Source organism: Vibrio sp. 5S239, from assembly GCF_041439575.1.
In the GTDB taxonomy this organism is placed as follows: Bacteria; Pseudomonadota; Gammaproteobacteria; order Enterobacterales; family Vibrionaceae; genus Vibrio; species Vibrio kanaloae.
Genome location: NZ_JBGOOM010000034.1, coordinates 1 through 26,700 on the forward strand (window position 1 = coordinate 1; position 26,700 = coordinate 26,700).

Here is a 26,700-nt window from a genome sequence, read left to right on the forward strand (position 1 = left end):
TGAAGTAAGATAAAGTTTTAGGGGTGTAGCTCCAATTGGCAGAGCAGCGGATTCCCCGACTTACCAAAACAGAGCGTGTTAGGAATCTAAACTTCCACCTATACCATATACAAAGCCTCAGCAAAAATGCTGGGGCTTTTTTGCTTTATATTTGTTCGAATTTTTAGTCGATAATTCCTACCTTTACTAAAATCTAGTCTTAAAATGTAAGTGCTTACTTATCTCAGTCACTTTTATAAATAACTAACAGTACAAACTATGCTTCTTTATGAGAATTGTTCTCAATATTTTGTTACATTTTAGTTGTTATTACTAAAAGGCAACAAATATGGATATTTCCCGTCGTAAGTTTATTCAATCATCTCTCGCTATATCTGCACTCACTGTACTGCCTGCTTGCTCTATGAAACGGGTGGTTTATGAACAAGGAAAGTATGTTTATGACTTAACGGCAGAACCTTCAACTGCTGGACTTGTGACGGGGTTTGAGACTAATATTCTAGGCTTTAATGGGCAGATTCCAGCGCCGACTATTCGCTGTCGACAGGGGGAAAAGGTCACAATTCGTTTTACGAATAAGCTTTCAGAGCCGACGACCATTCACTGGCATGGTCTGCGAATTCCAATCGAAATGGACGGGGTTCCTTTCTTGAGCCAGTCACCGATCATGCCGGGTGAAACCTTCATTTATGAATTTACGCCACCAGATGCTGGTACGTTTTGGTATCACCCACATATGAACAGTGTTAAACAGCTTGGTATGGGCTTGGTTGGTCTAATTATCGTTGAGGAGAGCATCCCAGTGCAGTTTGATGAAGAGCACGCACTGATGCTTAAACATTGGCATATCGATAAGAAAGGCCAATGGAAAGATCTAATGATCCCACGTCTCAGCGCTCGCATGGGCACGCCAGGAGAGTGGAGTAGCGTTAATGGAATACATGAGCCTGTATATCAGTTAAAACAACATGCAACGACCAGGCTGCGTATCGCTAATGTTGATAACACGATTACCTATCCAATTGCTATTGAAGGGGCTGAAGCATGGGTCATTGCTATCGATGGCAACCCTGTAAAGACACCCTATAAGCTGACTCAACATAAAATAGGCCCAGGTATGCGTGTTGATCTCGGGCTAATAGCACCTAAAGCTGGTGACCGAGTTAACGTTCTCCAGATGAAGGGGCGTTTCCCATTTTCTTTATGTCAATTTGAAGTCTTAGGTTCCGAATTTACTCAAGAGCGAGCATTACCAGTATTACCATTGAATCCAGTACCTAACCTAGATCTTGCTAATGCAGAAGAAATAGACTTTTTATTTGAATGGGAAGGGGCGGTTTCTCCAGTATCTAAAGATGGAAAATCTATGCCTAAGTTTTGGCTAACTAATAAACGAGCATGGGAGGGGATGAGCAAAGATAATATTCCTGAACCGTTGGCGACTTTAGAATTGGGTAAAACCTATATATTCGATCTTAAGAACGTCACTCAATATCATCACCCGATTCATATTCACGGCCATACATTCACTGTATTGGAACTTGATGGGAAGAAAGTTGAAGAGCCTTTCCATACCGATACAGTGTTACTTGGAAAAAATGGCCGAGCTAAAGCCGCATTTGTTGCAGACAATCCTGGGCGCTGGATGTATCACTGTCATGTTATAGAACACATGAAAACGGGTTTAATGGGATATATTGAAGTTAAGTGACTCCTGTAACATTTAATATTTGCGCATGCATTCTTAGTTTCTACCCTCGCTTTTATCGGCGGTAAAGTTAGAATGTAGGGGATACTGTTTGGGAGGAGTCATGGGTCAGTTATCTATTTTAGGTTTTATTGCCATTGGTGGGGCGTTTGGTGCTTGCTCACGTTATTTGATTTCAGAGTTATGTGCGGTGATGTTAGGGCGTGGTTTTCCTTTTGGTACGCTCACCGTTAACGTTATTGGTTCCTTTATTATGGGATTACTTATTGCGGCATTTGAAAATGAGATACTCGCAACGGAACCATGGAGACAGATTATCGGCCTAGGTTTCCTAGGTGCACTGACGACGTTTTCTACATTTTCGATGGATAACGTGCTTCTTATGCAGCAGGGTGCATTTTTTAAGATGGGGATCAATGTACTGCTCAATGTGGTTCTCAGTATCTCAGCAGCATGGATCGGCTTCCAACTTTTGATAAAGTCTTAAAGTTTTTTTACGATTTGTTAACAACTCGGCTTGGTTTATCTAAGCCGTTTTTATATACTCGATCATACTTGTCGGAGTGCCATATGGCTGAGACCGTTAACTCGGGATCCGTTGAACCTGATCAGGCTAATACCTGCGAAGGGAACAAGAGTAGATATCTAACTAGAAACCTTCTAGAGATCTATCTCCAGATCACAACTGTATTTCTTACCGTGATCCCTCTTGTAGCATCTAATCCGTCAAGCATTTTTTATCCCTATAAATAATGGCTAAAAGCCAAGGAAAAATGCTATGTCGAGTCGTAAACAAGCAAGACTGGAAGCGAAGAATTTCATTGATTCTTTATCCGTACAACCTTACCCAAATTCGAAAAAGGCTTACATTCAAGGATCTCGAGAGGACCTTCAAGTCCCTGTACGAGAAATATCACTCGCTGATAGCCTGGTTGGTGGTAGCAAAAAAGAGCCCGTATTCGAGCCTAACGAGCCTATTCATGTCTACGATACCTCAGGTGTTTATACCGATCCTACACATGAAATAGACCTTTACAGCGGCCTTCCTAAGTTGCGAGAGCAATGGATTGAAGAGCGTGGCGATACGGAACTGCTCGATGATGTAAGCTCTGTTTACACCAAAGAACGTTTAGAAGATGACACCCTAGACGACCTTCGTTACGGTAATCTGCCTAGAATTCGTCGCGCGACTGGCGATCAATGTGTGACTCAACTGCATTATGCTCGTCAGGGTATAATCACTCCTGAGATGGAGTACATTGCGATACGTGAGAACATGGGACGTCAGAAGTTTGCTGATGAGCAGCTGAACCACCAACACCCTGGCCATAACTTTGGCGCAAACCTACCGAAAGAAATTACCCCTGAGTTCGTGCGTCAAGAGGTTGCTGAAGGTCGAGCTATTATCCCTTCAAACATCAACCACCCAGAATCAGAACCAATGATTATTGGTCGAAACTTCTTAGTGAAAGTGAACGCCAATATCGGTAACTCTTCTGTAAGCTCTTCGATTGAAGAAGAAGTTGAGAAGCTAGTATGGTCGACTCGCTGGGGCGGCGATACCGTAATGGACCTTTCTACTGGCCGTAATATCCACGAGACTCGTGAATGGATTCTTCGCAATAGCCCTGTGCCGATTGGTACGGTTCCTATGTATCAAGCGCTTGAAAAAGTGAATGGTGTAGCCGAAGACCTTAATTGGGAAGTCATGCGTGACACCTTGATTGAGCAAGCAGAGCAGGGCGTTGATTACTTCACTATTCACGCAGGTTTACTGCTTCGCTACGTGCCTATGACGGCTAAACGTGTGACTGGCATTGTCTCTCGTGGCGGTTCTATCATCGCGAAATGGTGTCTTGCTCATCACCAAGAAAGCTTCCTTTATACCCACTTCCGTGAGATCTGTGAGATCTGTGCGAAGTACGATGTCGCTCTGTCGTTGGGTGACGGTCTACGTCCGGGTTCGATTGCTGATGCCAATGATGAAGCTCAATTCTCGGAGTTACGAACTCTAGGTGAGTTGACTAAAGTTGCTTGGGAATACGACGTTCAGGTGATCATTGAAGGCCCTGGACATGTGCCAATGCACTTAATCAAAGAGAATATGGATGAGCAGTTAGAGCATTGCCATGAAGCGCCTTTCTATACGTTAGGCCCGCTGACGACAGATATTGCCCCTGGTTACGACCATATTACCTCTGGTATTGGCGCGGCCATGATTGGTTGGTACGGTTGCGCGATGCTTTGTTATGTAACCCCTAAAGAGCACCTAGGCTTACCCAATAAAGAAGATGTTAAGACTGGCTTGATTACTTACAAGCTGGCAGCACATGCTGCAGACTTGGCTAAAGGACATCCGGGTGCACAAATCCGAGATAATGCATTATCTAAAGCACGTTTTGAATTCCGTTGGGAAGACCAATTTAATCTAGCTTTAGATCCGGAAACTGCGCGTTCTTTCCATGATGAAACCCTGCCACAAGAGTCGGGCAAGGTTGCTCACTTTTGCTCTATGTGTGGTCCTAAGTTTTGCTCGATGAAGATTTCTCAAGAAGTTCGAGAGTACGCGAAAGACACCGAACAAGTGGCTGCTGATCAGGCTATCGAGATCAAGATGTTGGATAACCCGTTGGAAGGGATGCGTCAGAAATCAAAAGAGTTCCGTGATACTGGCTCTGAACTTTATCACCCTGCAGTAAGTGCAAAAGAAGCTCAATTAGAGGAATAATGACAGTGAAGATTCTCATCCCATCTCAATACATCGAGTTAACGGGGGAGGTTCAAAACTGTCTATTGGTTGCTAAGCGACAAGGCTTGGCAACCGATGCAGTTGAGTTGGGTGTAAGCCCGACTCAATACTTCTCTATCGTTGATGCTCAGCAGGTGTTATCTATTGGCTTTGTTCATGATGTTGATTTATTGGCGGAGTGCAAGTTAGCGCAACTGAACCATATTATTGATTACAGCAATTCAGTTTCGCTAGTTGACGTTTGTGATGCCTTTACACAAACTCCGAATACCATTTATATCGGTGTCTCAGATGATTCAGCTGTACTGGATCTCTGGTCACACTTAGGTTCTAATCGTGTTATCAAGAGCGAAAGTACAGCTCATCAAGAGTTAGATAGTCGTAGCCACTTTGCTTGGTTACTTACTTTGTTGGCGCTGGAATTTCCATTGGAAGACGCACTGGTTTTAGCTCGCGCAGCGTCGAATGTTTCACGTGGAACATGGCCAGCACATTATCAAAATTTTCCTATCCCTGTTCTAGAAGACGAACGACTGGATATCAGTGTTGGTTGGGCTAACCAAGGGACATCACTTTCTTTCCCTGAGTTGAGCAAAGATAGCCTCGGCTTATACCCGGTGGTTGATGATGCTGAGTGGATAGAAAGATTGCTTAAGCTTGGAATCAACACAATCCAACTGCGTATTAAGAACCCGCAGCAAGCCGACTTAGAGCAACAAGTCGCACGATCGATCGAACTTGGTCGAGAACATAACGCTCAGGTTTTTATTAACGATTACTGGCAGCTTGCACTCAAGTATGGTGCTTTTGGTGTGCACCTGGGGCAAGAGGATATTGAAGAATCAAACCTTTCCCAACTTAGCCTAGCGGGTATTAAGATCGGTCTATCGACTCATGGTTATTATGAGTTGTTACGCATCGTCCAAATCAATCCAAGCTACATTGCACTAGGCCATATATTTCCGACCACGACGAAACAGATGCCATCCAAGCCCCAAGGCTTGGTGCGTTTGTCTTTGTACCAACAGCTAATTGATACCATCCCATACACAGAAAAGCTTGTTGGTTATCCGACGGTGGCTATTGGCGGTATTGACCAATCGGCAGCTGCGCAGGTTTGGGATTGTGGTGTCTCGAGTTTGGCGGTTGTACGTGCGATTACATTAGCAGAAGACCCAAAACAAGTTGTCGAGTTTTTCGATAAGCTGATGACCTCTAACTCTTCAACGACTAATAAAGAGGTTATGCGGGAGCCTAGCTATGTTGAGTGACTTTGAGTTTATTCGTTACCAACGACAAATTGCATTACCTGAGGTTGGTGAGCAAGGGCAACGAAATCTGTTAAACAGCCACGTGTTGGTGATTGGTTGTGGTGGTTTGGGTAATGCTGCTGCTCTCTATCTCGCAGCTTCTGGTGTCGGAAGGATCGTATTGGTCGATGATGATTGTGTGGATTCGTCTAACTTGCAGAGGCAGGTAGCGTTTAAGGAAAGCCAATTAGGTTCACCTAAGGTCGAAGCTCTTAAACAACAACTGAATGATCTCAATGGCCGCAGCCAAGTAAGAACCATCAATCAACGAATGAGTGAAAGCCAGCTTGAATTAGAAGTGATGTTGGCTGATCTCGTGTTGGATTGCACTGACAACTTCGTTTCACGCCAGCAGGTTAACCAAGCATGTTTCAAAGCTAATTCACCTTTGATATCAGGTTCTGCAATCGGTTGGAAAGGTCAATTTATTGTCTTTGATTATCAGAACCAGAAAGGGTGTTACCACTGCCTGTTTCCGTTCGATCATCATCCACAAACAACGCGCTGTAGTGATAGCGGCATAATTGGCCCAGTGGTCGGCACGATAGGCAACCTCCAAGCTCTTGCTGCGATTCAGCGTGTTAGCAGTGGCGAGTTTAAAGTCGCAACACATCAGCTTAAGTTGTTCGATGGCCAGAGCATGAACTGGCAAAGCCTGATGGTCACTCAAGATAGCGAATGTCCAGTTTGCAATACATCGGCGACCCAACACTTAGAAGAAGAAGCACAATGAGTAACATAACTATTTCTATAAACGAGCAACCAGAGCAGGTCGCGCAATCATCGTCTCTCTCAGACATCATCCAAGCACTATCGCTACCTGATTTGGGCTGTGTATTTGCTATCAATAATGCGGTTGTACCGCGTAGCCAATGGCAACAAACCATCGTCAACGAAGGCGATTCCATCTCTCTTTTCCAAGCGATTGCAGGGGGCTAACCATGTTAACCATCGCAGATAAAACGTTTCAATCACGACTCTTCACTGGAACCGGCAAGTTTGCAAACAAATATTTTATGGCGAGTGCGATCGAAGCGTCAGGCTCTCAACTGGCAACTATGGCGTTGAAGAGAGTGGATATTCGCTCTGAGCAAGATGATATTTTGCAGCCCATTATTGATGCTGGCGTCAATTTACTTCCGAATACCTCTGGTGCGAAGAATGCAAAAGATGCCATCTTTGCTGCGCATTTGGCTCGTGAAGCACTAGGCACAAACTGGCTAAAACTTGAGATTCACCCGGATCCAAAGTACTTAATGCCAGACCCCATTGAGACACTTAACGCTGCTGAGCAGTTGGTTAAAGATGGCTTTGTTGTGTTGCCTTATTGCCACGCTGACCCTGTTCTGTGTAAGCGGTTAGAAGAGATAGGCTGTGCTGCCGTTATGCCGCTAGGCGCGCCGATTGGTTCAAATAAGGGGATTGCGTCTGCAGACTTCTTAGAGATCATTATCGACCAAGCGAACGTCCCTGTGATTGTTGACGCTGGTATTGGTGCGCCATCTCATGCTGCTCGTGCAATGGAAATGGGCGCGGATGCCGTGTTAGTTAACACCGCGATTGCTGCCTCTCAACAGCCTGTTGAAATGGCGATTGCCTTTAAGTTGGCAGTTGAAGCAGGTCGTATGGCTTACCTTGCAGGTCTCGCTGGTCAGGTATCTCACGCGGTTGCTTCAAGCCCGCTAACCTCATTCTTAGACGAGTAGTATTACTATGACGTTTGTTGATCGATTTAAACAGCTCAACTGGGACGACATTGGTATGTCTATCTTCAGTAAAACGGCGGCGGATGTTGAACGCGCGTTGAGTAAACCCAAACGAGACTTAGAAGATTTTAAGGCTTTGATCTCTCCGGCAGCAGAACCTTACTTAGAGCAGATGGCACAACAATCGTTGGCGCTAACGCGTAAGCGGTTCGGTAATACGATGTCGCTTTATATTCCTTTGTATCTATCTAACTTGTGCGCGAATGCGTGTACGTATTGTGGTTTTTCGATGGAGAACCGTATCAAGCGTCGTACATTAACCTTGGATGAAATTGATGCTGAAAGTGCAGCTATTAAAAAGATGAAGTTTGATAGTGTTTTGTTGGTCACCGGTGAACATGAAACTAAGGTTGGAATGAATTACTTCCGACAGGTGTTGCCGAATATCAAAAAACAATTCAACTACCTTGCGATGGAAGTACAGCCGCTTGACCAGCATGATTACGCAGAACTTAAAACTCTCGGCTTAGATGCGGTGATGGTTTACCAAGAGACCTATCAACCAAGAACCTACGCGGAGCATCATCTGCGTGGCAATAAAATGGATTTTGAGTACCGCCTCGAAACTCCCGATCGATTGGCAAAGGCGGGTATCGATAAGATAGGTATTGGAGCCTTGATTGGTTTGGAAGATTGGCGAACCGACTGCTTCTTTGTTGCTGCTCACTTAGATTACCTAGAACGTACTTACTGGCAAACTCGTTACTCAATTTCGTTCCCGCGCCTTCGTCCTTGTGAGGGGGGAGATGCCAATGGTGGTCTACAACCTAAGTCTGTTATGAGTGATAAACAGTTGGTTCAACTTATCTGCGCGTATCGATTGTTAAACCCAGAGGTTGAGTTATCTCTTTCGACTCGTGAGTCTGCAACTTTCCGCGACAATGTGTTGCCATTGGGAATAACAAGTATGTCGGCGGCTTCGAAAACCCAACCTGGCGGTTATGCTTCGGGCGAAGAAGAACTTGAGCAGTTTGAGATAAGTGATGAGAGAAGTGCTGCCGATGTGGAGTCGATGATTCGTCGGCGAGGATTCGACCCAGTGTGGAAAGATTGGCACAGTGCTTATTCTGGCTAGTTAACATCTAAATTAATGTTCCACGTGAAACATTAGTTTAGATGTATTGATACATACAAACAGAAACGGCTACCTGTTAGGTAGCCGTTTTTCTATTGTCACTTTTTATTTAACTTAGTAAGTGTGTTTTGATTCAGTTAATAAGCTAGCTAAACCTTATGCGTGAGCTAATGGAGTCGTTGACTGGCGCAACCATTCCAACGTATCACCTTCAACTAATGGGCTAAGATCGTGCCATACTTTTTGATGGTAGTCGTTGAGCCATGCCAGTTCAGGTCGTGTTAGCAAATCGACGTTGATATTGCGTTTATCGATAGGGCAACGCGTTAGTGATTCAAAAGTCAGTACTGAGAAGTCACCTTGAGTTGGAAGCTCAACAACCAGCTCTAGGTTTTCTATACGGATACCGAACTCATCAGTACGGTAGTAACCCGGCTCGTTTGATAACACCATGCCTTCAACAAGAGGTACGTCAACCAGCTTTTTAGAGATACTTTGCGGACCTTCATGAACACTTAAAAAATGCCCAACACCGTGACCAGTACCGTGATCGTAATCGAACCCTTCAGCCCATAAGTGCTGACGCGCTAGGATATCCAGTTGGCAACCTCGAGTACCCTGTGGGAAACGAGCACGTGCAATACCGATGTGACCTTTAAGTGCGAGAGTGAATTGCTGGATCATTTCGTCGCTTGGTTGGCCAATCGCGATAGTGCGAGTGATATCAGTGGTGCCATCTAGGTACTGACCGCCTGAGTCGACTAGGTACAGAGTATTCATTTCTAGCTGACCTGGTTCAGGTTGGTTTTCATGATTGTAATGACACATTGCTGCGTTTCCGCCAGCTGCTGATATTGTGTCAAAGCTTAGGTCCATCAGTGTTGGATCTTGTTCACGGAATGATTGTACTTTGTCAGCCAAGACTGCTTCGTTGTGTAGGTTGCCCTGAGCCACTTCTGCATCAATCCAAGACAAGAACTTCGCCATCGCAACACCATCACGAATGTGACACGCCTTCATACCGGCAATTTCAGTTTCATTCTTCGCGGCTTTTGGCATTAAGCATGGGTCTGCTGCTTCAATGATATGTGCGCCAGCATTTTGCAGAACAAGTGTGTACCAAGCGTTACTGGTACCTGAATCGACCGATACATTTTTGTCTGCTAAAGATTCAAGGCAGGATTTAAGCTCTGATGGATGAGAGACACGAATACCATTACCGACGTGTGCTTCAAAGCCTGCAGGGATACGCGCTGGGTCTAAGAAGAAATCGACGCTTTCATCGGCGTGAATGATCGCGTTGGATAAAACAACAGGTAGTCGAGAGACATCCAAGCCACGAATGTTAAGCAACCAACAGATTGAATCGAGTTCAGTAAGAATAGCCGCATCAGCACCTTTTGCCTTGAGTATGCGTGCAATCTCATCGCGCTTGCTTGTACTTGACTGACCAACGGCGTCTGTTGCCATTAGGCGTACATCAGATACGATAGGTTCAGGGCGATCAGACCAAAGCTGATCTATTGGATTAGAAGAGAGTGCTGTTAGTTCCACTTTATCTGCGAGTTTTGCTTGTGTGCCTTTCAACCAAGCTGAGGTGTGCATGCGCGGATCGAATGCAACCTTACTGCCTTGCGGTAATGAATTGATGATCCAATCTAAAGCGGGTTCTTCAATAAGGTGGCGATATTCAAACAACTCTGCTGGTACCTGCTTACGAACCTGAACGGTATAGCGACCATCAACAAATATAGCAGCCTTCTCACGAGTGATAACCGCTGTACCTGCAGAACCAGTGAAGCCGGTTAACCAATGCAGTCGCTCGTTATGAGCTGGAACGTATTCTCCTAGATATTCGTCTTCGTGTGGAATGATCACGGCATCTAAGTGGTTTGATTCAAGCCAAGATCGAACCGCAGCAACGCGTTCAGCAGTGGTATTGTGCATCTGTGTTTATCCTTATTGTTAGGGTCCTTATTAGCGCCCACAGTAGAGATACCTATGAGGGGACTAAGTCAATAAGCTAGCGCTTTTGTTCGTTTGCTGCAAATACTGAACGCCATTTTTATCTAAGGTGCAGGGTTTTTTCTTTTATGATATCTCGCAGCCAAGTTAATGCTGGGTCGTTTTCTCTGTCACGGTGCCAAAACAGAGTGTATGCCATCGGAGGGAATTCCATCGGTAAAGGGACCACCACTAGGTCAAGTTGTTTGGCAACAAGATAAGTAAAGTGGCTTGGTGCCGTAAATACAAAATCAGTATAAGTACACAAGCTTGCGGCGCTATTGAAGTCTGGTACCGAGATAGCGATATCACGTTGGTGCCCCATGTCTGCCAGTTTATAATCTAGCAACCAGCGGTCATTTCCATCGCACCTGACTTGCACATGCCGTTGTGCAAGGTAAGTACCTAAGTCCCATTTGCCAGTTAAGGCTGGGTGGTTACGTCTTAGTACACACATTTGCGCGTCACGATAGATCTCTTGCTCACAGATATCATCCGGTGGCTGCATGGTTAGCCTAGCATCGTTGATGTCTATGTCTTTTCCCGTTAGACCTATATCCAACTCACCAAGCTGTAGTTTTTTAAACGTTTGTTCTGACCAAGTGTGAGTGTTGATGTTAACTTTTGGGGCCTGCCTAAATATCGCAGGTAAAAAGTGAGGAAGAATCAGCGGGTAGACACTTTCTACAGCCGCAATATGAAAACTGTGGTCGCTGTTATTGGGAGTAAAAGTCTCTGGTTGGGTAAGTACATCAAGCTGGTTGATCAACGTTTCTAATCGAGGTTTGAGGAAAACCGCTTTTGGTGTTGGTCGTAGACCATGAGCACTGCGTGTGAAAAGGGGGTCATTAAATTGCTCACGAAGTTTTGCTAATGACTTACTCACCGCTGATTGGCTCAAGCACAAACGTTGTGCGGTGCGAGTGACACTCAGCTCTTCTATCAGTACCTGAAGACAAACTAATAAGTTTAGGTCGAGGCGTGACAGTTTTTCTATATTCATGTGAGTTTCCTATTTGGAATAATGCTAATGAGTATATGCCATTTTTGTTCATATCTTTAGTTGGTTATTATGCATCGAAATTAACTCATCCGGAGAATCTTGTGCCTTCTAACGCGCTTCCAACCCCTAGTAAACTGCAGGTTGCTTTATTGGCAATGTTGGTTCTATTTAGCCCTTTGGCTATTGATATCTATTTACCAGCTCTGCCACAAATTTCGACAGCGTTTCACGTGGAACATGCACTAGCACAAGATACGATAACTTGGTTTTTATTTGCCATGGGTGTCGGCCAACTGTTTGCTGGCCCTTTGGCTGATAAGTTAGGACGTCGAACCGTTGCATTGGGAGGTATTAGTATCTATGCATTGAGTGCTTGCTTGGCGTGGGCAGCTCAATCGATTGATATGATGCTAATAGCTCGGCTGCTACAAGGCTTAGGAGCTTGTGCGACTTCTGTAGCAGCCTTTGCAACGGTTCGCGATCTATTTGGCCCTCAGAGGAGTGGTCGAATGATCAGTTACCTTAATGGTGCGATCTGCTTTATTCCTGCGTTGGCTCCTATTCTTGGTGCTTGGCTTACTCAAGAGTTTGGTTGGCGCTCAAACTTCAGCTTTATGGCTGGCTTCGCCGTAGTCGTTGGCGGTGTTTTGTTTTTTCAGATGAAAGAGTCTAACCCCACCACAGAAAAGGTTGCGGTGTTCAAGCTTGAGCGTTACTGGTCGGTATTGAAAACACCATCGTTCATCTTCCATGCGACATTGTGTTTGATGGCGATGGCAGTCATTCTTGCTTATGTTACTTCTGCACCGGTTGTGCTGATGGAAAACCTAGGTTTGACGATGAATGAGTTTACCTTGTGGTTTGGTGTTAACGCGGTTATTAATATTGCGGCAGCCTTTACCGCTCCTAAGTTCATGGATCGTTTTGGTACTTACAGGGCGCTTATTGTTGGTATCTCAATGCTTGGCTTAGCGGGTGTGATTATGCTGGTGCTTGCAAATCAAGCCACGGCTATCGCGTTCATGCTACCGATCTTCTTATCGTCGGTAGGCTTTGCTTGGATTCTTGGTGCAGCGGCAGGCAAAGCTCTAGAACCTTTTGGTGACCGTGCGGGTACAGCTGCTGCGCTACTTGGCTTATTCCAAATGAGTGGTTCAGGACTTCTTGTGGGTACCATGCAACGTCTTGATTTAACATCACAGGTGATGATTGCGCTGCAAATGTTCCTGATTGTTCCAGCTTTGTTAGTGCTTGCGAGCAAAGCGGGTAGGTCGTGGCATACGACGTTTGCCAAGGCATAATTTACAAGGGTGACAAAATATACAAATGGCGGTTTTCGAAACCCTAAAACATGGTATATTTGTCACTCATTGAAACGTTAGTACCCAACGGAAAATACTGTAATGTCATTAACAACCTACGAAATGGCGCGCATCTTAGAACAAATGGAAGATGCACCTGAAAAGGTTATGTTTGGTAAACTGCTTAAAGAGCTAGGTAACCAAAGTGAAGAGCGTATTCGCAGTGCGGCAAAACAAGTTCCAATCGATACTTTGCGAGATATCATTTACCAATTTCAGCGTGTGATAGAGTCTCGTAAAGGTGAGCAGGTTCAGCTATTAGCAAAAGAGCTAGCCGAGCAAGGTATCTCTGCCGAAGATCTACAAGCTTTTCTAAGCAAATAATTTATCCCAGTCAAAAAAGAAGCCACTCTATTGAGTGGCTTTTTGCGTTCTCGAAGCATAAGTAAGTTTAAGGGCTATGCAAAAGCACTCTAGCCCCTGAACTGAGATTTCAACGTTCTATCAAGCGAGAATGGCCCTGCGCCCCATACGATAACGATAAGAATCATTAATCCCCAAAGCTGGTGATCGTAGAAGCCTTGTGCCCACAACACAGGGTAAGATACAACAGCAATGATATTGAAAACGAATAGCACCGCAGACATCGGTCGTGTTAATAAACCGATCGCTAAGAACACCGGTAAAATCAATTCAGCGGCAGTACCCATGTAAGCGGCTAATTCCCAAGGCAGTAGAGGTACCTGGTACTCCAACTCAAATAAGTAAAGGGTGCTATCCCAAGTCGCTATCTTGGTCAGGCCAGAATTAAAGAATACCCACGCCACCCATAGGCGACAAAATAGCAGTAGCACCGGAACAAAGAGTGCTTGTGATTTCTCAATCAAACTGTCGTATTGAGCCATCATGTTTGTGACTGTGTTGTTATCCATATTATGTCTCCAATTCGGCATTGATTGAAAAGCCTGAGATGACGTTAAGCGCCATGACAGTATTCAGATGTTGTAGTAATGAAGGGTCTATCGCTACGAGCGTTTGGCTTGATTGAAATTCGCGAAGTAGTTGATGGCATTCTTCACTCAAGTGATGACTCTCAATCTGAGAATTCTCCGCTCGAATTAACACCCCAAATTCAGGTTGGTTGATGTCTAGCCCATCGAGTTTTTGCTGATAGATAGCGTGTTCAAGCGCGATAATCGCATAGTTAGAATTAATGAGCGTTATTGAATCTTTGAGATGAAAGACTAAAGCGCCTTGTTGCTCTGGTGGCACATCAGCTAAACCAGTAAGAGGATGTTGGTCGGCTTTTGATTCTGAAACGCTTCTCATCAAGCTGTCTTTTTTCCACTCATACATAGCCAATTCGCAAAGGTAAGGTGCAGCCTCAATAACTGCAGGAAAGGCTTGTATGGTTTGTTCAAAGTGTTCACCGTAACCACTGACATCACCAGAGGTTGATGGATAACTTAAGACATGTTGACGAGCCATCTGTTGGAAGCACTCTTCACCAACCAGCATTTCAGTGAGAGGGTAGGTTGCAGCGAGTACTTCGCTCAAGCTAATCACAAAGTTATTGCGGTAAATCTGGATTCGCTGTTCATCGGTAAAATGGTCGCTCACTATGTCGCAATGCTCACCACTGTTTTGGTAGCGTAGGGCGTTAGCAAATTCCGATTGAACTTTTGCTAGGGAGTGGCTCATGATGCGCGACTCCTTTGAATGAACTTGTCGTGTTGATACAAGATGTCACTGGCTTTGGTTGCTTCAGCCAATAAAACTTGTGGTTCTGGGATATCTAGATCCCATTCAATCAAGGTGTGGCGCGAACCGTGTTGCTGTATCCATTGGGTGTACAGCTGCCACACTTCATCACAGACAGGTTTACTGTGGGTGTCTATCCAGATCTCACCTTGTTCGAGTTTCTTCTTCGTGAAACCTGCCAAGTGAATCTCTTCCACTTTGTCTGCCGGTATTCCACTTAGATACTCTTCACAGCTGAAGCCATGATTAAAAGATGAGACAAAAATATTATTGAAATCGAGCAGTAGGTGACACTCGGTGCGCTTCTGTACCTCGGCTAAAAATTCCCATTCTGGGATGGTTGAATGCTTGAAGGTAAGGTAGCTCGATGGGTTCTCAATCAACATCGGGCGTTGCAGGCTGTCTTGTATCTCGATGACATTGCGACAAAAGACCTCTAGCGCTTCTTCGGTATAAGGCAGCGGTAACAAGTCATTGAAGTAATGACCACCAGTCTGACTCCAGCTGAGATGATCAGAAACCAAGAAAGGTTCGATATCGTCAATTAGGGCTGTTAACTGAGACAGATGATGTGGGTTGATACGCTCAACAGAACCAAGAGACAGTCCTACACCGTGGCAACTGATGTTGTGGGCATTACGAATTTCTCTGAGTTGTTGGCGTTGCGGTGATTGAGCTAAAAAGTAGTTTTCGCTGTGAACCTCTAACCAATTCACTAAAGCTGGATTGTGGCTAAAGAAGTCCAAGTGCGGTGTTCTAAGGCCAACCCCTGCGTTGGGGTGAAGAGTTTGAGTCACAACGGTTCTCCTAATGGAAAGTGGAGGTGAGCTGAATATCAGCCCACCATACTAAGCAGCTCAATTATGATGGTTGAGTACTACCACCCGATAATTTGCCACACAGTCCTTTAGGAACGACTACGAATGCATCGGATTGGTTGTCTTCTTTTGCTGTGCCTGCACACGAACTTGTTTTGGTTGCACAATCATTTTGGCCAGCTTTTGCCACGCCGTAGCATTTTTCTTTTGCTGCTGCTTCCGCAGGTGCTGATGTAAGAACGGCACCGCCGAACGCGAGTACACTTGTGATGGCAGCTGTAACAGCAAGATTAGAACTTTTCATAGTCATTCCCTCTAAATTTAATATTATTTACGCATCGCAGGTTAATGAATTGTTAACGTGCTTACCTAAGAAGATAGGCATAACTTGGAAATAATTTCACTACATTACAGAATTTATCGATGTTAGTTGTACGTCTACATTTAAGTTGTTGATTTTATTTTGTTAAATTTTGGATGTTTTTTCTTCTTATTCCCCTAAACGCAGCTGAGTGTTTAGGTTATAATCAACTTTTATGTATAAATACCCAGTAGTGAGCATATCCAATGATAGATCCTTCGCTTTTACTCGATGGCCTAAACGACAAACAACGTGAGGCGGTCGCAGCACCTTTAGAAAATCTACTTATTCTGGCAGGTGCTGGTAGTGGTAAAACGCGAGTGTTGGTGCATCGTATCGCTTGGCTGCAAAGCGTAGAGCAAGCCTCACCGTTTTCTATCATGTCAGTAACCTTCACCAACAAAGCGGCAGCAGAGATGCGTGGCCGTATTGAAGAGTTGATGATGGGTAGTTCGTCAGGCATGTGGAACGGCACCTTCCACGGTATTTGCCACCGCATCCTTCGTGCTCACTACTTAGATGCAAAGCTGCCAGAAGATTTCCAAATCATTGATTCTGATGATCAGGTTCGTTTGCTACGCCGCTTAATCAAAGCGCAAAACCTTGATGAAAAGCAGTGGCCTGCTAAGCAAGCTTCTTGGTGGATTAATGGCAAGAAAGACGAGGGATTACGCCCAAATCACATCGACGCCTACCATGATCCAATCACTCAAACGTGGTTAAAAATTTACTCTGCTTACCAAGAAGCATGTGATCGTGCTGGTCTGGTCGACTTTGCGGAAATCTTGTTGAGATCGCATGAACTATTACGCGATAAGAAGCACATCCGAGAGCACTATCAAGCTCGCTTCAAGCACATTCTTGTCGACGAATTCCAAGATACCAACAACATCCAATATGCTTGGCTGCGTATGATGGCAGGCCCAGATTGTCGCGTGATGATCGTAGGCGATGACGACCAATCTATCTATGGCTGGCGTGGTGCGAAGATCGAAAATATTCAGAAGTTCTTGGATGAATTCCCAGGAGCTTCGACGGTTCGACTCGAACAGAACTACCGTTCAACCAAAACCATTCTGCAGGCATCGAACGAACTTATCTCGAACAACACCGAACGTATGGGTAAAGAGTTGTGGACCGATGGAAACGATGGCGAGCCAATCTCAGTTTACTCGGCTTATAATGAGCTAGATGAAGCGCGTTTCACGGTTAGCAAGATCAAAGAGTGGCAAGAGAAAGGCGGCGCGCTAGAAGATACCGCAATGCTTTATCGTAATAACGCCCAATCGCGTGTTCTTGAAGAAGCGCTTATTCAAGGTGGCCTGCCTTACCGAATCTACGGTGGCATGCGATTCTTCGAGCGTCAAGAAATCAGGGACGCGTTGAGCTACATGCGGTTAATGAGCAACCGCAGTAATGATGCGGCGTTTGAACGTGTCGTCAATACGCCAACGCGTGGCTTAGGCGATAAAACGTTAGAGACGATTCGTCTCGCAGCTCGTGATCGTGGTGCAACCATGTGGGAAGCAAGTGTTGCTTTGATCGAAGAGCAAGTGCTACCCGGTCGTGCTGCGGGTGCATTGAGTCGTTTTATTGAGCTGATTAATGCGCTTGAAGATGACACGCTAGAACTTAGCCTGCATGAACAAACCGACCACGTGATTAAATCGTCGGGTCTGTTTGCGATGTACGAGCAAGAGAAGGGTGAGAAGTCTAAGGCTCGTATTGAGAACTTGGAAGAATTGGTAACGGCGACGCGTCAATTTGAAAAGCCGGAAGAAGCGGATGAGATGAGCATGCTTAATGCTTTCTTGACTCATGCAGCTTTGGAAGCGGGTGAAGGTCAGGCTGATGAGTTTGATGATGCGGTTCAGCTAATGACTCTACACAGTGCCAAAGGCCTAGAGTTCCCAATGGTATTCATGGTGGGTGTCGAAGAAGGCATGTTCCCAAGCCAGATGTCAGCGGAAGAAGCAGGGCGTTTAGAAGAAGAACGTCGCCTGTGTTACGTAGGCATGACTCGTGCGATGGAGAAGCTGTACATCACCTACGCAGAGATGCGTCGTTTGTACGGACAAGACAAATACCACAAACCATCCCGCTTTATTCGTGAGCTACCTGAGACCTGTCTGGATGAAGTGCGTATGAAAGCGCAAGTGAGCCGTCCTGCAAGCAGCGGTCGCTTTAGCCAAACTGCCGTGAAAGAGAATTTCAACGAAACAGGCTTTAGCTTGGGCTCTCGCGTGAAGCACCCTAAGTTTGGTGAAGGTACCATCATTAACTTCGAGGGAAGTGGCCCGCAAAGCCGAGTTCAAGTCGCGTTTAATGGTGAAGGCATCAAGTGGTTGGTGACGGCTTACGCTCGTTTAGAGCAGCTTTAATCTGCTACTTCAGCATTTAGAAAGCAGTGTGGTCTTTAAAAACCGTTCAGCATTTAAAGTAACCCGCATTAAAAACAGAAAGAGCAGCCAATGGCTGCTCTTTTTATTGCTCGGAACCAGTCTAAATCGGCTGAATCGAGCTTAAGGCATTTCTGCCTAGAAAGGATGCTTACAGTGCTGCAAGTGCCGCTTCGTAGTTTGGTTCTTCAGTGATCTCGGCAACCAACTCGCTGTGTGTTACCACACCTTTTTCATCAACAACGACAACGGCACGTGTTGTTAGGCCTGATAGTGGGCCTTCAGCAATCGCTACGCCGTAGTCTGATGCGAACGCAGGCGAGCGGAAAGTCGAAGCGTGTTGAACGCCTTCAATGCCTTCTAGTTCGCAGAAGCGACCCGCAGCAAACGGTAGGTCAGCAGAAATACAAACCACAACCGTGTTCTCAAGCTCCGCTGCTTTTGCGTTGAACGTACGTACGCTCGTCGCACAAGTTGCTGTGTCGATGCTTGGGAAGATGTTTAGAACCACTTTCTTGCCTTCAAGAGAAGCAAGAGTCAGTTCAGAAAGATCGCCCGCAGTCAGTGCAAAGCTTGGTGCCTTTTCGCCTGTTTGTGGGAATGTGCCTGTTAGGGGAACAGCTGCACCTTTGAAGGTAACGTGTGACATAGATTGTCCTTAATTTAATTATGGTTATGAAACTAATTGATGCTAGTGAGACTTACGTTACTCTGAAGTGGTTAAGAAGTGAATGCTTTAAATGTCAGAATTATAATTAAACGTATTTTTATGTTCGGTTGGCCGTTAGATTGAGTTGGCCAATTGAAAAGCAATAAACAGCGGTATAGATAAAGAAAAACCCCGAGAGCTTGCGCTCATCGGGGTCTATAGTCTTACTCGCAGCAATCCGGCTACTAAGTGTGCTCCATGCATCAAATCCATGATAGTGTGCTGTCATCCTTCAGCGTATTCCTTTCATCGCCTTCCTAGCGGTGTCCTTGATCTTATCCTGATCTGCCAACATTCCTCGTTAGCGCGCGTCACTTGTTCCTTGAGCGGTGTCCTTTACATCATCCTGATGTTCAGTCCTTTCCTCGTCCAGAGGTGTCCATTGTCTTCCTTAGTAGTAACCATCCTAGTTACTATTGCGTCCATTCAATGTCCATTTCGCTATCCATGCCGATTATTCATCCTGAGTAATCGAATCTTCATCCTGAAGATAACCAAGTCCGTGGTATTTCCTGTTCCGTGTCAGCATCCTTCCGACACCTTTAATATTACCCATTCCTTACCTATCGGCAATGGGGCTCCAGCTAATTTCTAGATAATTATTTGAATGATAAATATACATTATGTTTGTTTTCAAGTGCTTGTGATTAACGTCTACCTATTTTCTCCATTAAATATCGATATATGCTCACTGTCTTGTAAGAGATCTCGCACAAGACAGTGGGTAAAAAGGGAGTGTTTTCCGTTATTGGCCGATAGCGGCACCTTCACGGCGAGGGTCTGCAGCACCTTCTAGGCCATCTTTTGTGATGCGAATGGCGTGTAAACCCGAGTTAAGATCGCGAATATTGACCTCAAATCCCATCTTTTCCAGCTCAGGTTTGAAGTTTTCCGCCGATGTTCCTTTTTCCAAATCTAGGGTGCCGAAACGGTTTAGGAAGTGCGGTTGGTTGATCGCTTGTTGAATATCCATGTCCCATTGGGTATAGGCAATGATGGCTTGTGCTACATAACCTATGATACGGCTACCACCCGGAGAACCAATCGCCATGTAAGGTTTATCGTCTTGCATGATGATGGTTGGAGCCATCGAAGAGCGCGGACGCTTACCCGGTTCAAGTCGGTTGGCGATGGGTTTGCCATCGTTATGGGTCTTGAATGAGAAATCCGTTAGTTCGTTGTTGAGCAGGAAGCCTCTCACCATCAAGCGTGAGCCGAATGCATTCTCAATGGTGGTGGTCATCGATACGACATTGCCATCTCTATCGACAATATTGAAGTGGCTAGTGGACGGTAATTCAATAGAAACATCTTGGCTTTGCAGCATTGCGTGATCCCACGGCGGGGTGCCTGATGGCGCACTGTCTAATGCCTTACCTGCAGTAATTAACTGGGCTCGCTCCTGTAAATAGTCAGTATTCACTAACCCTTGGGTTGGCATTGGCACGTAATCTTGGTCTGCCATGTACATGCCTCTGTCAGCAAAGGCTAGGCGAGAAGCGTCCGCTAACACTTGCCAAGATTTCGCGTCGTTTGGCCCCCATGATTTCATATCAAACTGCTCGGTCATTGCTAAGATCTGCCCAACGGTTAACGCACCAGAGCTTGGTGGCCCCATCCCACATACATCGTAACTCTCATAAGCGGAACAAACGGGTTCACGTTGCTTGATGGAATACGCATCGAAGTCTTTCTGTGCTAGTACGCCGGGGTTACCTTTTGCTGTTTGTACTGTGTTGATAATGTCAGCAGAAATCTCACCTTGATAGAAAGCCTTAGCTCCATCCTTTGAGATAGCGTTTAACGTGGCGGCGTATTCTGGGTTCTTAAGTTGCGTGCCAGCGGCTTTTGGGCTGCCATCGGCATTAAAGAAGTAGGCTTTGGTAGTGGTAAAGCGGCTTAGACGCTGTTGGTCATTTTCGATCAAGGTGGCTAAACGTGGGCTGATGGTAAAACCTTTTTCAGCCAGTTGTGCGATAGGTTTGATCAGTGATGCCCACTCTAACTTGCCGTATTTCTGGTGAGTATCCCACAGTAATTGCACCGTGCCTGGCGTCGCTACGGAGCGACCGCCAACAACAGCATCATAAAACTTAAGCGGTTGGCCGTTTTCGTCTTGGAATAGACGTGGTGTGGCATCAAGAGGTGCAGTTTCGCGGCCATCGTAGGTTTTGAGTTGCTTGTCCTTGCTATCAAAATAAACAAGGAATGCACCACCGCCAATACCTGATGACTGCGGTTCTACTAAGCCAAGCATCAGTTGCACGGCAACCATGGCATCAATGGCGTTACCACCACGAGCAAGTACATCGGCACCCGCTTGGGCCGCCAGTGGGTTGGCCGCAGTGACCATCCAATCGTTGGCTTTAACGAGCTGTTTGGTTTCTAAACCACTACTTTGTTCTGGAGCGACGGAATCGGCAGCTTGATTTGCCCAACTGACGTGAGAGGCAAAAAGTAGGGTAGAAGTGGCGAGGGTTGTTAGTTTTGTTTTCCACTGCATGATCTTCTCCTTTTAATATGCAGAGCTAGATTGGCAGTGGAAAGATAAGATAGCCAGTGCGTTGTTAACGAATTGTAATATTGATTCGAGTTTAAGCGATCAAACCAGACAGCGACCGCCAAAGAATACTCAGGCCAATGATGCTAAATACCACACCACATAATCCGTCGATGTACACAGTTGCTTCGCTGAGCTTCTTTTGCAGCACTTTAGTAGAAAGCATCCACGCCAATAGTGAAAACCAAAATAGCGATAAGCCAAATAGGATCACGAGCGCAATCCCTTTGCCAGACTGCGACATATCCGCAGGGACTAAGCTCGACATTAAGCTGATGAAGAACACTAAGGCCTTTGGGTTAAGGATATTAGTAGCAAAGCCCTTCGAGAAGGCTTCTCTTTTATTTACGATAACCAGATCTTTGGTTTTTGTCTCTACCGCTTGGTCGTCACTCTGCTGAACGATGTTCCAAGTGGCTCTAAGGGCACCAAAACCTAAGTAAAGTAAGTAACTACCACCTGCCAACTGGATCATGGCAAACAGAGTCGGTTGCTGGTGGACGAGGTAGCTAATTCCCGTCAGGCTAAATAATGAATGCAGTAGGATCCCGCAAGATAGTCCAAGCGCAATGTACAAACCGGTTTGGCGTCCATGACGTGTCGCGTTTTGCACAACTAAAGCCAGATCAGGGCCGGGGCTCATCAAAGCAATAAAGTGGATAGAGGCTAGGGTGACTAAGATGGTGACTTCGTTCATATCGGGTCCAATAATTCGGTTGTTCTGTTGGGTTTCGTTGAGATCAGCTTACCGCTATTTTCGATCACTCAATTGTAAATTATCAACGCTTAGTTAATTTTCGAGGGAGAAACGCCGAATGCTGTCTTAAATGCCTTTGAGAAATGGGCTTGATCGTAAAATCCAACTTGATGAGCCACCTCGGTGCCGCTAACACCAGACTTAATCAGTCGCATGCCTTGTTCCATTCGTAAACGACTTAGCCACGCGTAGGGAGTTATGCCCATCTTATTTTTAAAATGACGCTGGAATTGAGTGGTGGTTAAGTCGCACAGGTCAGACAGTTGTTCTAATCGAACGGGCTGGTCAAGATTTGCCATTAAATATTCTTTCAAGGTATGGATAGATTGGATGCCTAATTGAACTTGGCTTTTTGATCCAAATTTCACATAGCGATCAACAATGGTTGAGAAACCTTCATAAGGGAGGCAGTCTTGAGCGAGCTGGCTGATGTTTTGATTGATTAGCAGAGCATGTAAGTTACACAATTGTAAAAAAGTCGCCTGATCGGAGAGGATCAATTCAGAAAAGCTTAAAGTGTGACCATGTTCCCTCTGATCGGCAAGATCGCTTAGCCATTGTGGGGAGACAGAAAAAACACTGACTTGATAACCAGATTCTAACTCGGAATGGCCGTCATGTAGCTCATCTGGTGGCATCATCACCACTTGCCCAGCGCCTGCGTGGTAGCTGGTGCCCTTGTAGACAAACTTTTGTTGACCTTGGGTGATTAAGCCGATGTGAAAGTCCAAATGATAGTGACGCTGAAAGGCAAACTCTTGGTATTGAGCTCGGATCAGGCTGATATCTTGGCTGGGTGTTGAGTAATAGTGGACTTTATCCATGGTACAAAAAAGCTTGGTCAAATTGTCATCAATTCAACCAAGCTTATCTTTGTAATGAGCCATTGTCTTGTAAAAAACGATCAGTACTACTGTTTCACGAGTTTATTCTGCTTGTTGTTACGCAGTCCATCAAAGCTGAAAATGACGAGAGCTCCCCAAATAAAGGCAAAGGTAATCGCTTTGTCACTAGTAAACGCTTCTCCATAAATCAGTACCGCTAACAAGAACATCAAGCTTGGGCCAATGTATTGGAAGAAGCCGAGTGTCGACAGTTTCAACCGTGTTGCAGCGCCGGTAAAGCACAGTAATGGAATTGTCGTAATCACGCCTGCAGCAACCAGTAAAAGGTTGAGCTGTATAGGGTTTGCTGAGAGGTCTGAAGTTGGACTATCGACAATAAACAATAAGTAAGTCGCTGCGAGAGGTAGCATGACCAAGGTTTCGATGAACAAGCCGGTTTGCGCTTCTAAGCTGACTTTTTTACGTAGCAATCCATAAAACCCAAAACTGAATGCCAGCGCTATCGCTACGATTGGTACAGATCCAAACGCAATCAATTGGACTAATACGCCAATTGCAGCCAGTGCAACCGCAAACCATTGTAGTTTACGTAAGCGTTCGCCAAGGAAGATCATCCCGAGTAACACGTTAATCAGCGGATTGATGTAATACCCCAAGCTGGCATCGAGCATGTGATTGGAGTTAATCGCCCAGATAAAGATCAGCCAATTTGCGCCCACCAAGGTAGAAGTCACTACCAAATAGAGCATTTTTGGTTTTGAGGTCAAGGTATCACGCACCTTACGCCAACTGCGGCTAATGTGTAATAGGAAAGCGAGTAGGAAAAAAGACCATACTACACGGTGGCTAAGGATCTCCAGTGGGGATACGTCACTTAACGATTTGAAATATATAGGGGCGATACCCCACATAGTGTAAGCGCCAATGGCAAGCAACACTCCTTGTCGAGTGCGTTGTTGTTCTTCTGATGTCATACAACTTTCTCTAGCACTGGGTGCTTATTAATAAGATTTATAAGAGAGTTGGCTAGTATAGGAGCGTTAACATTTTTCACCTAGCAATTTGCGGTTTAATTCACCAGCGTTCCCCTCTACAATGTGCGCCTTGCTTGCTAACGATGCTCGCTGATTTCATACCTCGATTAGGAACCATAATGACCGCCACTCTGATTGCTGAGCAAATACCGACTCCCGCGAATGATGCGCAAAACATCTTACAAGATGTGTTTGGCTATCAAAGCTTTCGCGATGGTCAGCAAGAGGTCATCGATCTGGCCGTTGAAGGCCAAGACAGCCTGGTGATTATGCCTACTGGTGGCGGTAAGTCCCTGTGTTATCAGATTCCTGCTTTGGTTCGTGAAGGGCTCACTCTGGTTATCTCACCACTGATCTCGCTGATGAAAGACCAAGTTGACCAATTGAAGGCCAATGGTGTCGCGGCAGAGTGCATTAACTCTTCAATGCCACGTGACCAACTATTGAGCGTGTTCAACCGCATGAACTCAGGCCAATTGAAGATGGTTTACGCTTCGCCAGAACGTGTGTTGATGCGAGACTTCATCGAGCGCCTACAAGGTTTATCGCTTTCGATGATTGCGGTGGATGAGGCGCACTGCATTTCTCAATGGGGACATGACTTCCGCCCGGAATACGCCTCATTAGGCCAACTGAAACAATATTTCCCGCACGTGCCTTATATGGCGCTGACGGCAACCGCTGATGACGCAACGCGCAAAGATATTATTTCGCGTTTGCAGCTGGTGGAGCCACACACTTATTTAGGCAGCTTCGATCGTCCTAACATCCGTTATAACTTAGTTGAGAAGCATAAACCCGTGTCTCAAGTGGTTCGCTACCTAGAAACACAGAAAGGCAATTGCGGCATCATCTATTGTGGTAGTCGTAAGAAAGTGGAGATGGTGACTGAGAAGCTGTGTAATAACGGTCTTCGTGCTGCGGGTTATCACGCTGGCATGGACACCGACGAGCGTGCTTACGTTCAAGAAGCCTTCCAACGTGATGATATTCAGATCGTTGTCGCGACTGTGGCCTTTGGTATGGGGATCAACAAACCCAACGTACGTTTTGTGGTCCACTTTGATATACCTCGCAATATCGAATCTTACTACCAAGAGACTGGCCGTGCTGGTCGTGATGGTTTGCCTGCTGAAGCAATGATGCTGTTTGATCCTGCTGATATGGGTTGGCTACGTCGTATGCTTGATGAAAAAGAAGAAGGCCCGCAAAAACAAGTAGAGATGCACAAACTGAACGCAATGAGTGCCTTTGCCGAAGCGCAAACCTGTCGTCGTCAGGTTTTGTTGAACTACTTTGGCGAATATCGAGAGAAGCAATGCGGCAACTGCGATATCTGCCTCGACCCGCCAAAACACTTTGATGCGACCCAAGAGGCGCAGAAGGCGTTGTCTTGTGTGTATCGTGTTAATCAGTCGTTTGGTATGGGTTATGTGGTGGAAGTGATGCGCGGCATGCAGAACATCCGTGTCCGCGATAATGGTCACGATAAGCTGTCTACTTACGGTATTGGCCGCGATCACAGCCACGACTACTGGATCAGTATCTTCCGTCAGTTAATTCACAAAGGTTTGCTGTTCCAGAACATCACTCGTAACTCGACTTTACAGCTAACGGAAGAGGCGCGTCCGTTACTGCGCGGTGAGATGTCTTTAGAGCTTGCTGTTCCTCGTTTAGATACAGCGGTGCGCAGTGCTAAGTCCGATAAGCTAAGTAGCAAGAACTATGATAAGAAGTTGTTTGCCAAACTGCGTAAGCTGCGTAAGTCAATTGCTGATGAAGATGGCTTACCACCTTATGTGGTATTCAGTGATGCGACCCTGATTGATATGGCCGAAGTACTGCCGACCTCATACGGTGAGATGCTGGCAGTAAACGGTGTTGGTCAACGTAAACTCGATAAGTACGCAGACCCATTCTTAGATTTGATTCAAGAACACATCACGACACACGGCTAATTTGTAGAAGCGTTTAACCTATAAAACGATTAGCGCACAGAAAAAGAATAAGGTTGATAGGGACATGACTACACAAACAGAATTTGGCTTAAGAGAGTATTTGGCTGAGGAAGGGCGCTTATTAATTACGTCTCCAAGTTTTGATTTTGATTCTTACGAAGTATTAGGTGAAAGACTGGTGGCGTTGCTGTCAGCGTCTGTTGTTGAAAAACAATGGGACGCCGATATGCACTCTTGGTTGATTGACTTTGAAGATTGTCGAATGTTTTTAAAGTCTGAGCATTACAGCGAATCAATTTGGTTTGAGTCGTTAAACGCAGAAGAAAGCCGAGAAGAGTTTGATTATCTCGCGACGCTTTTCAAGCGCGGTTTCTAACTTTTAGCGTGGGTTCTCAACGTAGCTTTTAAACCTGGCTTTTAAAACTTAGCTTCTAACGCCATTCACCAATAAAAGTGAGGATAAACGTTTGCGTCTGTTCTCACCGTTGCAGCCAATATTGATTAATGTATAATCGCCCGCCGCTCAATAGAGCAAATTATAGAAACATTTTTAATTCATATTATTGGTAAGAGCTTTCTTAG

Annotated in this window: 24 protein-coding genes and 1 riboswitch; of the genes, 13 read left to right on the plus strand and 11 right to left on the minus strand. The window is 45.5% G+C overall.

The window, feature by feature from the left end; all coding sequences use genetic code 11:
• Positions 1-328 precede the first annotated feature (328 nt).
• The 8 genes from ACED48_RS19255 (at position 329) to thiH (ending at position 8,608) form a co-directional block, all read left to right on the plus strand.
• Positions 329-1,711: a multicopper oxidase family protein gene (locus ACED48_RS19255; RefSeq protein ID WP_017055294.1), complete on the plus strand. Its 1,383-nt coding sequence runs from the start codon at positions 329-331 to the stop codon at positions 1,709-1,711.
• 100 nt (positions 1,712-1,811) lie between these two features.
• Positions 1,812-2,195: a fluoride efflux transporter CrcB gene (crcB, locus tag ACED48_RS19260; protein ID WP_017055293.1), complete on the plus strand. Its 384-nt coding sequence runs from the start codon at positions 1,812-1,814 to the stop codon at positions 2,193-2,195.
• A 62-nt stretch (positions 2,196-2,257) separates the two neighbouring features.
• Positions 2,258-2,356: riboswitch (TPP riboswitch) on the plus strand.
• A gap of 130 nt (positions 2,357-2,486) precedes the next feature.
• Positions 2,487-4,436 (plus strand): phosphomethylpyrimidine synthase ThiC, encoded by a 1,950-nt coding sequence (gene thiC, locus ACED48_RS19265; RefSeq protein ID WP_017055292.1) that lies wholly within the window; start codon positions 2,487-2,489, stop codon positions 4,434-4,436.
• A complete protein-coding gene (locus tag ACED48_RS19270; RefSeq protein WP_017055291.1) occupies positions 4,436-5,728 on the plus strand; it encodes a thiamine phosphate synthase in 1,293 nt (430 codons plus the stop codon). Before thiC ends, ACED48_RS19270 begins: the two co-directional genes overlap by 1 nt.
• The gene (locus ACED48_RS19275; protein WP_017055290.1) at positions 5,718-6,500 is read left to right on the plus strand and encodes a HesA/MoeB/ThiF family protein; all 783 of its coding nucleotides are present in this window, start codon (positions 5,718-5,720) and stop codon (positions 6,498-6,500) included. Before ACED48_RS19270 ends, ACED48_RS19275 begins: the two co-directional genes overlap by 11 nt.
• Positions 6,497-6,706 (plus strand): sulfur carrier protein ThiS, encoded by a 210-nt coding sequence (thiS, locus tag ACED48_RS19280; RefSeq protein WP_017055289.1) that lies wholly within the window; start codon positions 6,497-6,499, stop codon positions 6,704-6,706. Before ACED48_RS19275 ends, thiS begins: the two co-directional genes overlap by 4 nt.
• Before the next feature lie 2 nt (positions 6,707-6,708).
• Positions 6,709-7,473 carry a thiazole synthase gene (locus ACED48_RS19285; protein WP_017055288.1) on the plus strand — a complete coding sequence of 255 codons (765 nt, stop codon included), beginning with the start codon at positions 6,709-6,711 and terminating at the stop codon, positions 7,471-7,473.
• A 7-nt stretch (positions 7,474-7,480) separates the two neighbouring features.
• On the plus strand, positions 7,481-8,608 hold the full coding sequence (gene thiH / locus ACED48_RS19290; protein WP_017055287.1) for a 2-iminoacetate synthase ThiH: 1,128 nt from the start codon (positions 7,481-7,483) through the stop codon (positions 8,606-8,608).
• A gap of 156 nt (positions 8,609-8,764) precedes the next feature.
• Here thiH and ACED48_RS19295 read toward each other — a convergent pair whose 3' ends face one another.
• Positions 8,765-10,555, minus strand: coding sequence for an aminopeptidase P family protein (locus ACED48_RS19295; protein WP_017055286.1), 1,791 nt, complete (start codon positions 10,553-10,555; stop codon positions 8,765-8,767).
• Positions 10,556-10,673: 118 nt separating this feature from the next.
• Positions 10,674-11,615: a LysR substrate-binding domain-containing protein gene (locus ACED48_RS19300; protein WP_017055285.1), complete on the minus strand. Its 942-nt coding sequence runs from the start codon at positions 11,613-11,615 to the stop codon at positions 10,674-10,676.
• A 101-nt stretch (positions 11,616-11,716) separates the two neighbouring features.
• Between ACED48_RS19300 and ACED48_RS19305 the strand changes: the two genes are divergently transcribed.
• A complete protein-coding gene (locus ACED48_RS19305) occupies positions 11,717-12,916 on the plus strand; it encodes a multidrug effflux MFS transporter (RefSeq protein ID WP_029626813.1) in 1,200 nt (399 codons plus the stop codon).
• A 102-nt stretch (positions 12,917-13,018) separates the two neighbouring features.
• A complete protein-coding gene (locus tag ACED48_RS19310) occupies positions 13,019-13,300 on the plus strand; it encodes a hypothetical protein (RefSeq protein ID WP_017055283.1) in 282 nt (93 codons plus the stop codon).
• 89 nt (positions 13,301-13,389) lie between these two features.
• Here ACED48_RS19310 and ACED48_RS19315 read toward each other — a convergent pair whose 3' ends face one another.
• The 4 genes from ACED48_RS19315 to ACED48_RS19330 form a co-directional block, all read right to left on the minus strand.
• On the minus strand, positions 13,390-13,848 hold the full coding sequence (locus ACED48_RS19315; protein ID WP_017055282.1) for a DoxX family protein: 459 nt from the start codon (positions 13,846-13,848) through the stop codon (positions 13,390-13,392).
• A gap of 1 nt (position 13,849) precedes the next feature.
• Positions 13,850-14,617, minus strand: a complete 768-nt coding sequence (locus ACED48_RS19320) for a DNA-binding domain-containing protein (protein ID WP_017055281.1) — start codon at positions 14,615-14,617, stop codon at positions 13,850-13,852.
• A complete protein-coding gene (locus tag ACED48_RS19325) occupies positions 14,614-15,474 on the minus strand; it encodes a DUF692 domain-containing protein (protein ID WP_017055280.1) in 861 nt (286 codons plus the stop codon). The genes ACED48_RS19320 and ACED48_RS19325 overlap by 4 nt, the downstream gene beginning before the upstream one ends.
• Before the next feature lie 64 nt (positions 15,475-15,538).
• The gene (locus tag ACED48_RS19330; protein ID WP_017055279.1) at positions 15,539-15,799 is read right to left on the minus strand and encodes a DUF2282 domain-containing protein; all 261 of its coding nucleotides are present in this window, start codon (positions 15,797-15,799) and stop codon (positions 15,539-15,541) included.
• Between the two features lie 263 nt (positions 15,800-16,062).
• On the opposite strand from ACED48_RS19330, the gene uvrD reads away from it, so the two are divergent.
• Entirely contained in the window at positions 16,063-18,237 is a 2,175-nt protein-coding gene (uvrD, locus tag ACED48_RS19335) for a DNA helicase II (RefSeq protein WP_017055278.1), read from the plus strand.
• A 169-nt stretch (positions 18,238-18,406) separates the two neighbouring features.
• Here uvrD and tpx read toward each other — a convergent pair whose 3' ends face one another.
• From tpx to rarD, 5 genes are all read right to left on the minus strand, one after another.
• Positions 18,407-18,904, minus strand: coding sequence for a thiol peroxidase (gene tpx / locus ACED48_RS19340; protein WP_017055277.1), 498 nt, complete (start codon positions 18,902-18,904; stop codon positions 18,407-18,409).
• Between the two features lie 805 nt (positions 18,905-19,709).
• Positions 19,710-21,467 (minus strand): gamma-glutamyltransferase, encoded by a 1,758-nt coding sequence (ggt, locus tag ACED48_RS19345; RefSeq protein ID WP_017055276.1) that lies wholly within the window; start codon positions 21,465-21,467, stop codon positions 19,710-19,712.
• Positions 21,468-21,558: 91 nt separating this feature from the next.
• The gene (locus ACED48_RS19350; RefSeq protein ID WP_017055275.1) at positions 21,559-22,221 is read right to left on the minus strand and encodes a LysE family translocator; all 663 of its coding nucleotides are present in this window, start codon (positions 22,219-22,221) and stop codon (positions 21,559-21,561) included.
• A gap of 89 nt (positions 22,222-22,310) precedes the next feature.
• On the minus strand, positions 22,311-23,105 hold the full coding sequence (locus ACED48_RS19355; RefSeq protein WP_017055274.1) for an AraC family transcriptional regulator: 795 nt from the start codon (positions 23,103-23,105) through the stop codon (positions 22,311-22,313).
• A gap of 86 nt (positions 23,106-23,191) precedes the next feature.
• Positions 23,192-24,100, minus strand: coding sequence for an EamA family transporter RarD (gene rarD / locus ACED48_RS19360; protein ID WP_017055273.1), 909 nt, complete (start codon positions 24,098-24,100; stop codon positions 23,192-23,194).
• Positions 24,101-24,279: 179 nt separating this feature from the next.
• On the opposite strand from rarD, the gene recQ reads away from it, so the two are divergent.
• Together recQ and ACED48_RS19370 are read left to right on the plus strand one after the other, a co-directional pair.
• Positions 24,280-26,118, plus strand: a complete 1,839-nt coding sequence (gene recQ / locus ACED48_RS19365) for an ATP-dependent DNA helicase RecQ (RefSeq protein WP_017055272.1) — start codon at positions 24,280-24,282, stop codon at positions 26,116-26,118.
• A 64-nt stretch (positions 26,119-26,182) separates the two neighbouring features.
• Positions 26,183-26,494, plus strand: a complete 312-nt coding sequence (locus tag ACED48_RS19370) for a DUF3630 family protein (RefSeq protein ID WP_017055271.1) — start codon at positions 26,183-26,185, stop codon at positions 26,492-26,494.
• Positions 26,495-26,700: the final 206 nt, after the last annotated feature.

Excerpts from the sequence above, each read along its gene's own strand:
- ACED48_RS19255 (WP_017055294.1), top strand. The coding sequence starts at position 329 with ATGGATATTTCCCGTCGTAAGTTTATTCAATCATCTCTCGCTATATCT.
- crcB (WP_017055293.1), top strand. The coding sequence starts at position 1,812 with ATGGGTCAGTTATCTATTTTAGGTTTTATTGCCATTGGTGGGGCGTTT.
- thiC (WP_017055292.1), top strand. The coding sequence starts at position 2,487 with ATGTCGAGTCGTAAACAAGCAAGACTGGAAGCGAAGAATTTCATTGAT.
- ACED48_RS19270 (WP_017055291.1), top strand. The coding sequence starts at position 4,436 with ATGACAGTGAAGATTCTCATCCCATCTCAATACATCGAGTTAACGGGG.
- ACED48_RS19275 (WP_017055290.1), top strand. The coding sequence starts at position 5,718 with ATGTTGAGTGACTTTGAGTTTATTCGTTACCAACGACAAATTGCATTA.
- thiS (WP_017055289.1), top strand. The coding sequence starts at position 6,497 with ATGAGTAACATAACTATTTCTATAAACGAGCAACCAGAGCAGGTCGCG.
- ACED48_RS19285 (WP_017055288.1), top strand. The coding sequence starts at position 6,709 with ATGTTAACCATCGCAGATAAAACGTTTCAATCACGACTCTTCACTGGA.
- thiH (WP_017055287.1), top strand. The coding sequence starts at position 7,481 with ATGACGTTTGTTGATCGATTTAAACAGCTCAACTGGGACGACATTGGT.
- ACED48_RS19295 (WP_017055286.1), bottom strand. The coding sequence starts at position 10,555 with ATGCACAATACCACTGCTGAACGCGTTGCTGCGGTTCGATCTTGGCTT.
- ACED48_RS19300 (WP_017055285.1), bottom strand. The coding sequence starts at position 11,615 with ATGAATATAGAAAAACTGTCACGCCTCGACCTAAACTTATTAGTTTGT.
- ACED48_RS19310 (WP_017055283.1), top strand. The coding sequence starts at position 13,019 with ATGTCATTAACAACCTACGAAATGGCGCGCATCTTAGAACAAATGGAA.
- ACED48_RS19315 (WP_017055282.1), bottom strand. The coding sequence starts at position 13,848 with ATGGATAACAACACAGTCACAAACATGATGGCTCAATACGACAGTTTG.
- ACED48_RS19320 (WP_017055281.1), bottom strand. The coding sequence starts at position 14,617 with ATGAGCCACTCCCTAGCAAAAGTTCAATCGGAATTTGCTAACGCCCTA.
- ACED48_RS19330 (WP_017055279.1), bottom strand. The coding sequence starts at position 15,799 with ATGAAAAGTTCTAATCTTGCTGTTACAGCTGCCATCACAAGTGTACTC.
- uvrD (WP_017055278.1), top strand. The coding sequence starts at position 16,063 with ATGATAGATCCTTCGCTTTTACTCGATGGCCTAAACGACAAACAACGT.
- tpx (WP_017055277.1), bottom strand. The coding sequence starts at position 18,904 with ATGTCACACGTTACCTTCAAAGGTGCAGCTGTTCCCCTAACAGGCACA.
- ggt (WP_017055276.1), bottom strand. The coding sequence starts at position 21,467 with ATGCAGTGGAAAACAAAACTAACAACCCTCGCCACTTCTACCCTACTT.
- ACED48_RS19350 (WP_017055275.1), bottom strand. The coding sequence starts at position 22,221 with ATGAACGAAGTCACCATCTTAGTCACCCTAGCCTCTATCCACTTTATT.
- ACED48_RS19355 (WP_017055274.1), bottom strand. The coding sequence starts at position 23,105 with ATGGATAAAGTCCACTATTACTCAACACCCAGCCAAGATATCAGCCTG.
- rarD (WP_017055273.1), bottom strand. The coding sequence starts at position 24,100 with ATGACATCAGAAGAACAACAACGCACTCGACAAGGAGTGTTGCTTGCC.
- recQ (WP_017055272.1), top strand. The coding sequence starts at position 24,280 with ATGACCGCCACTCTGATTGCTGAGCAAATACCGACTCCCGCGAATGAT.
- ACED48_RS19370 (WP_017055271.1), top strand. The coding sequence starts at position 26,183 with ATGACTACACAAACAGAATTTGGCTTAAGAGAGTATTTGGCTGAGGAA.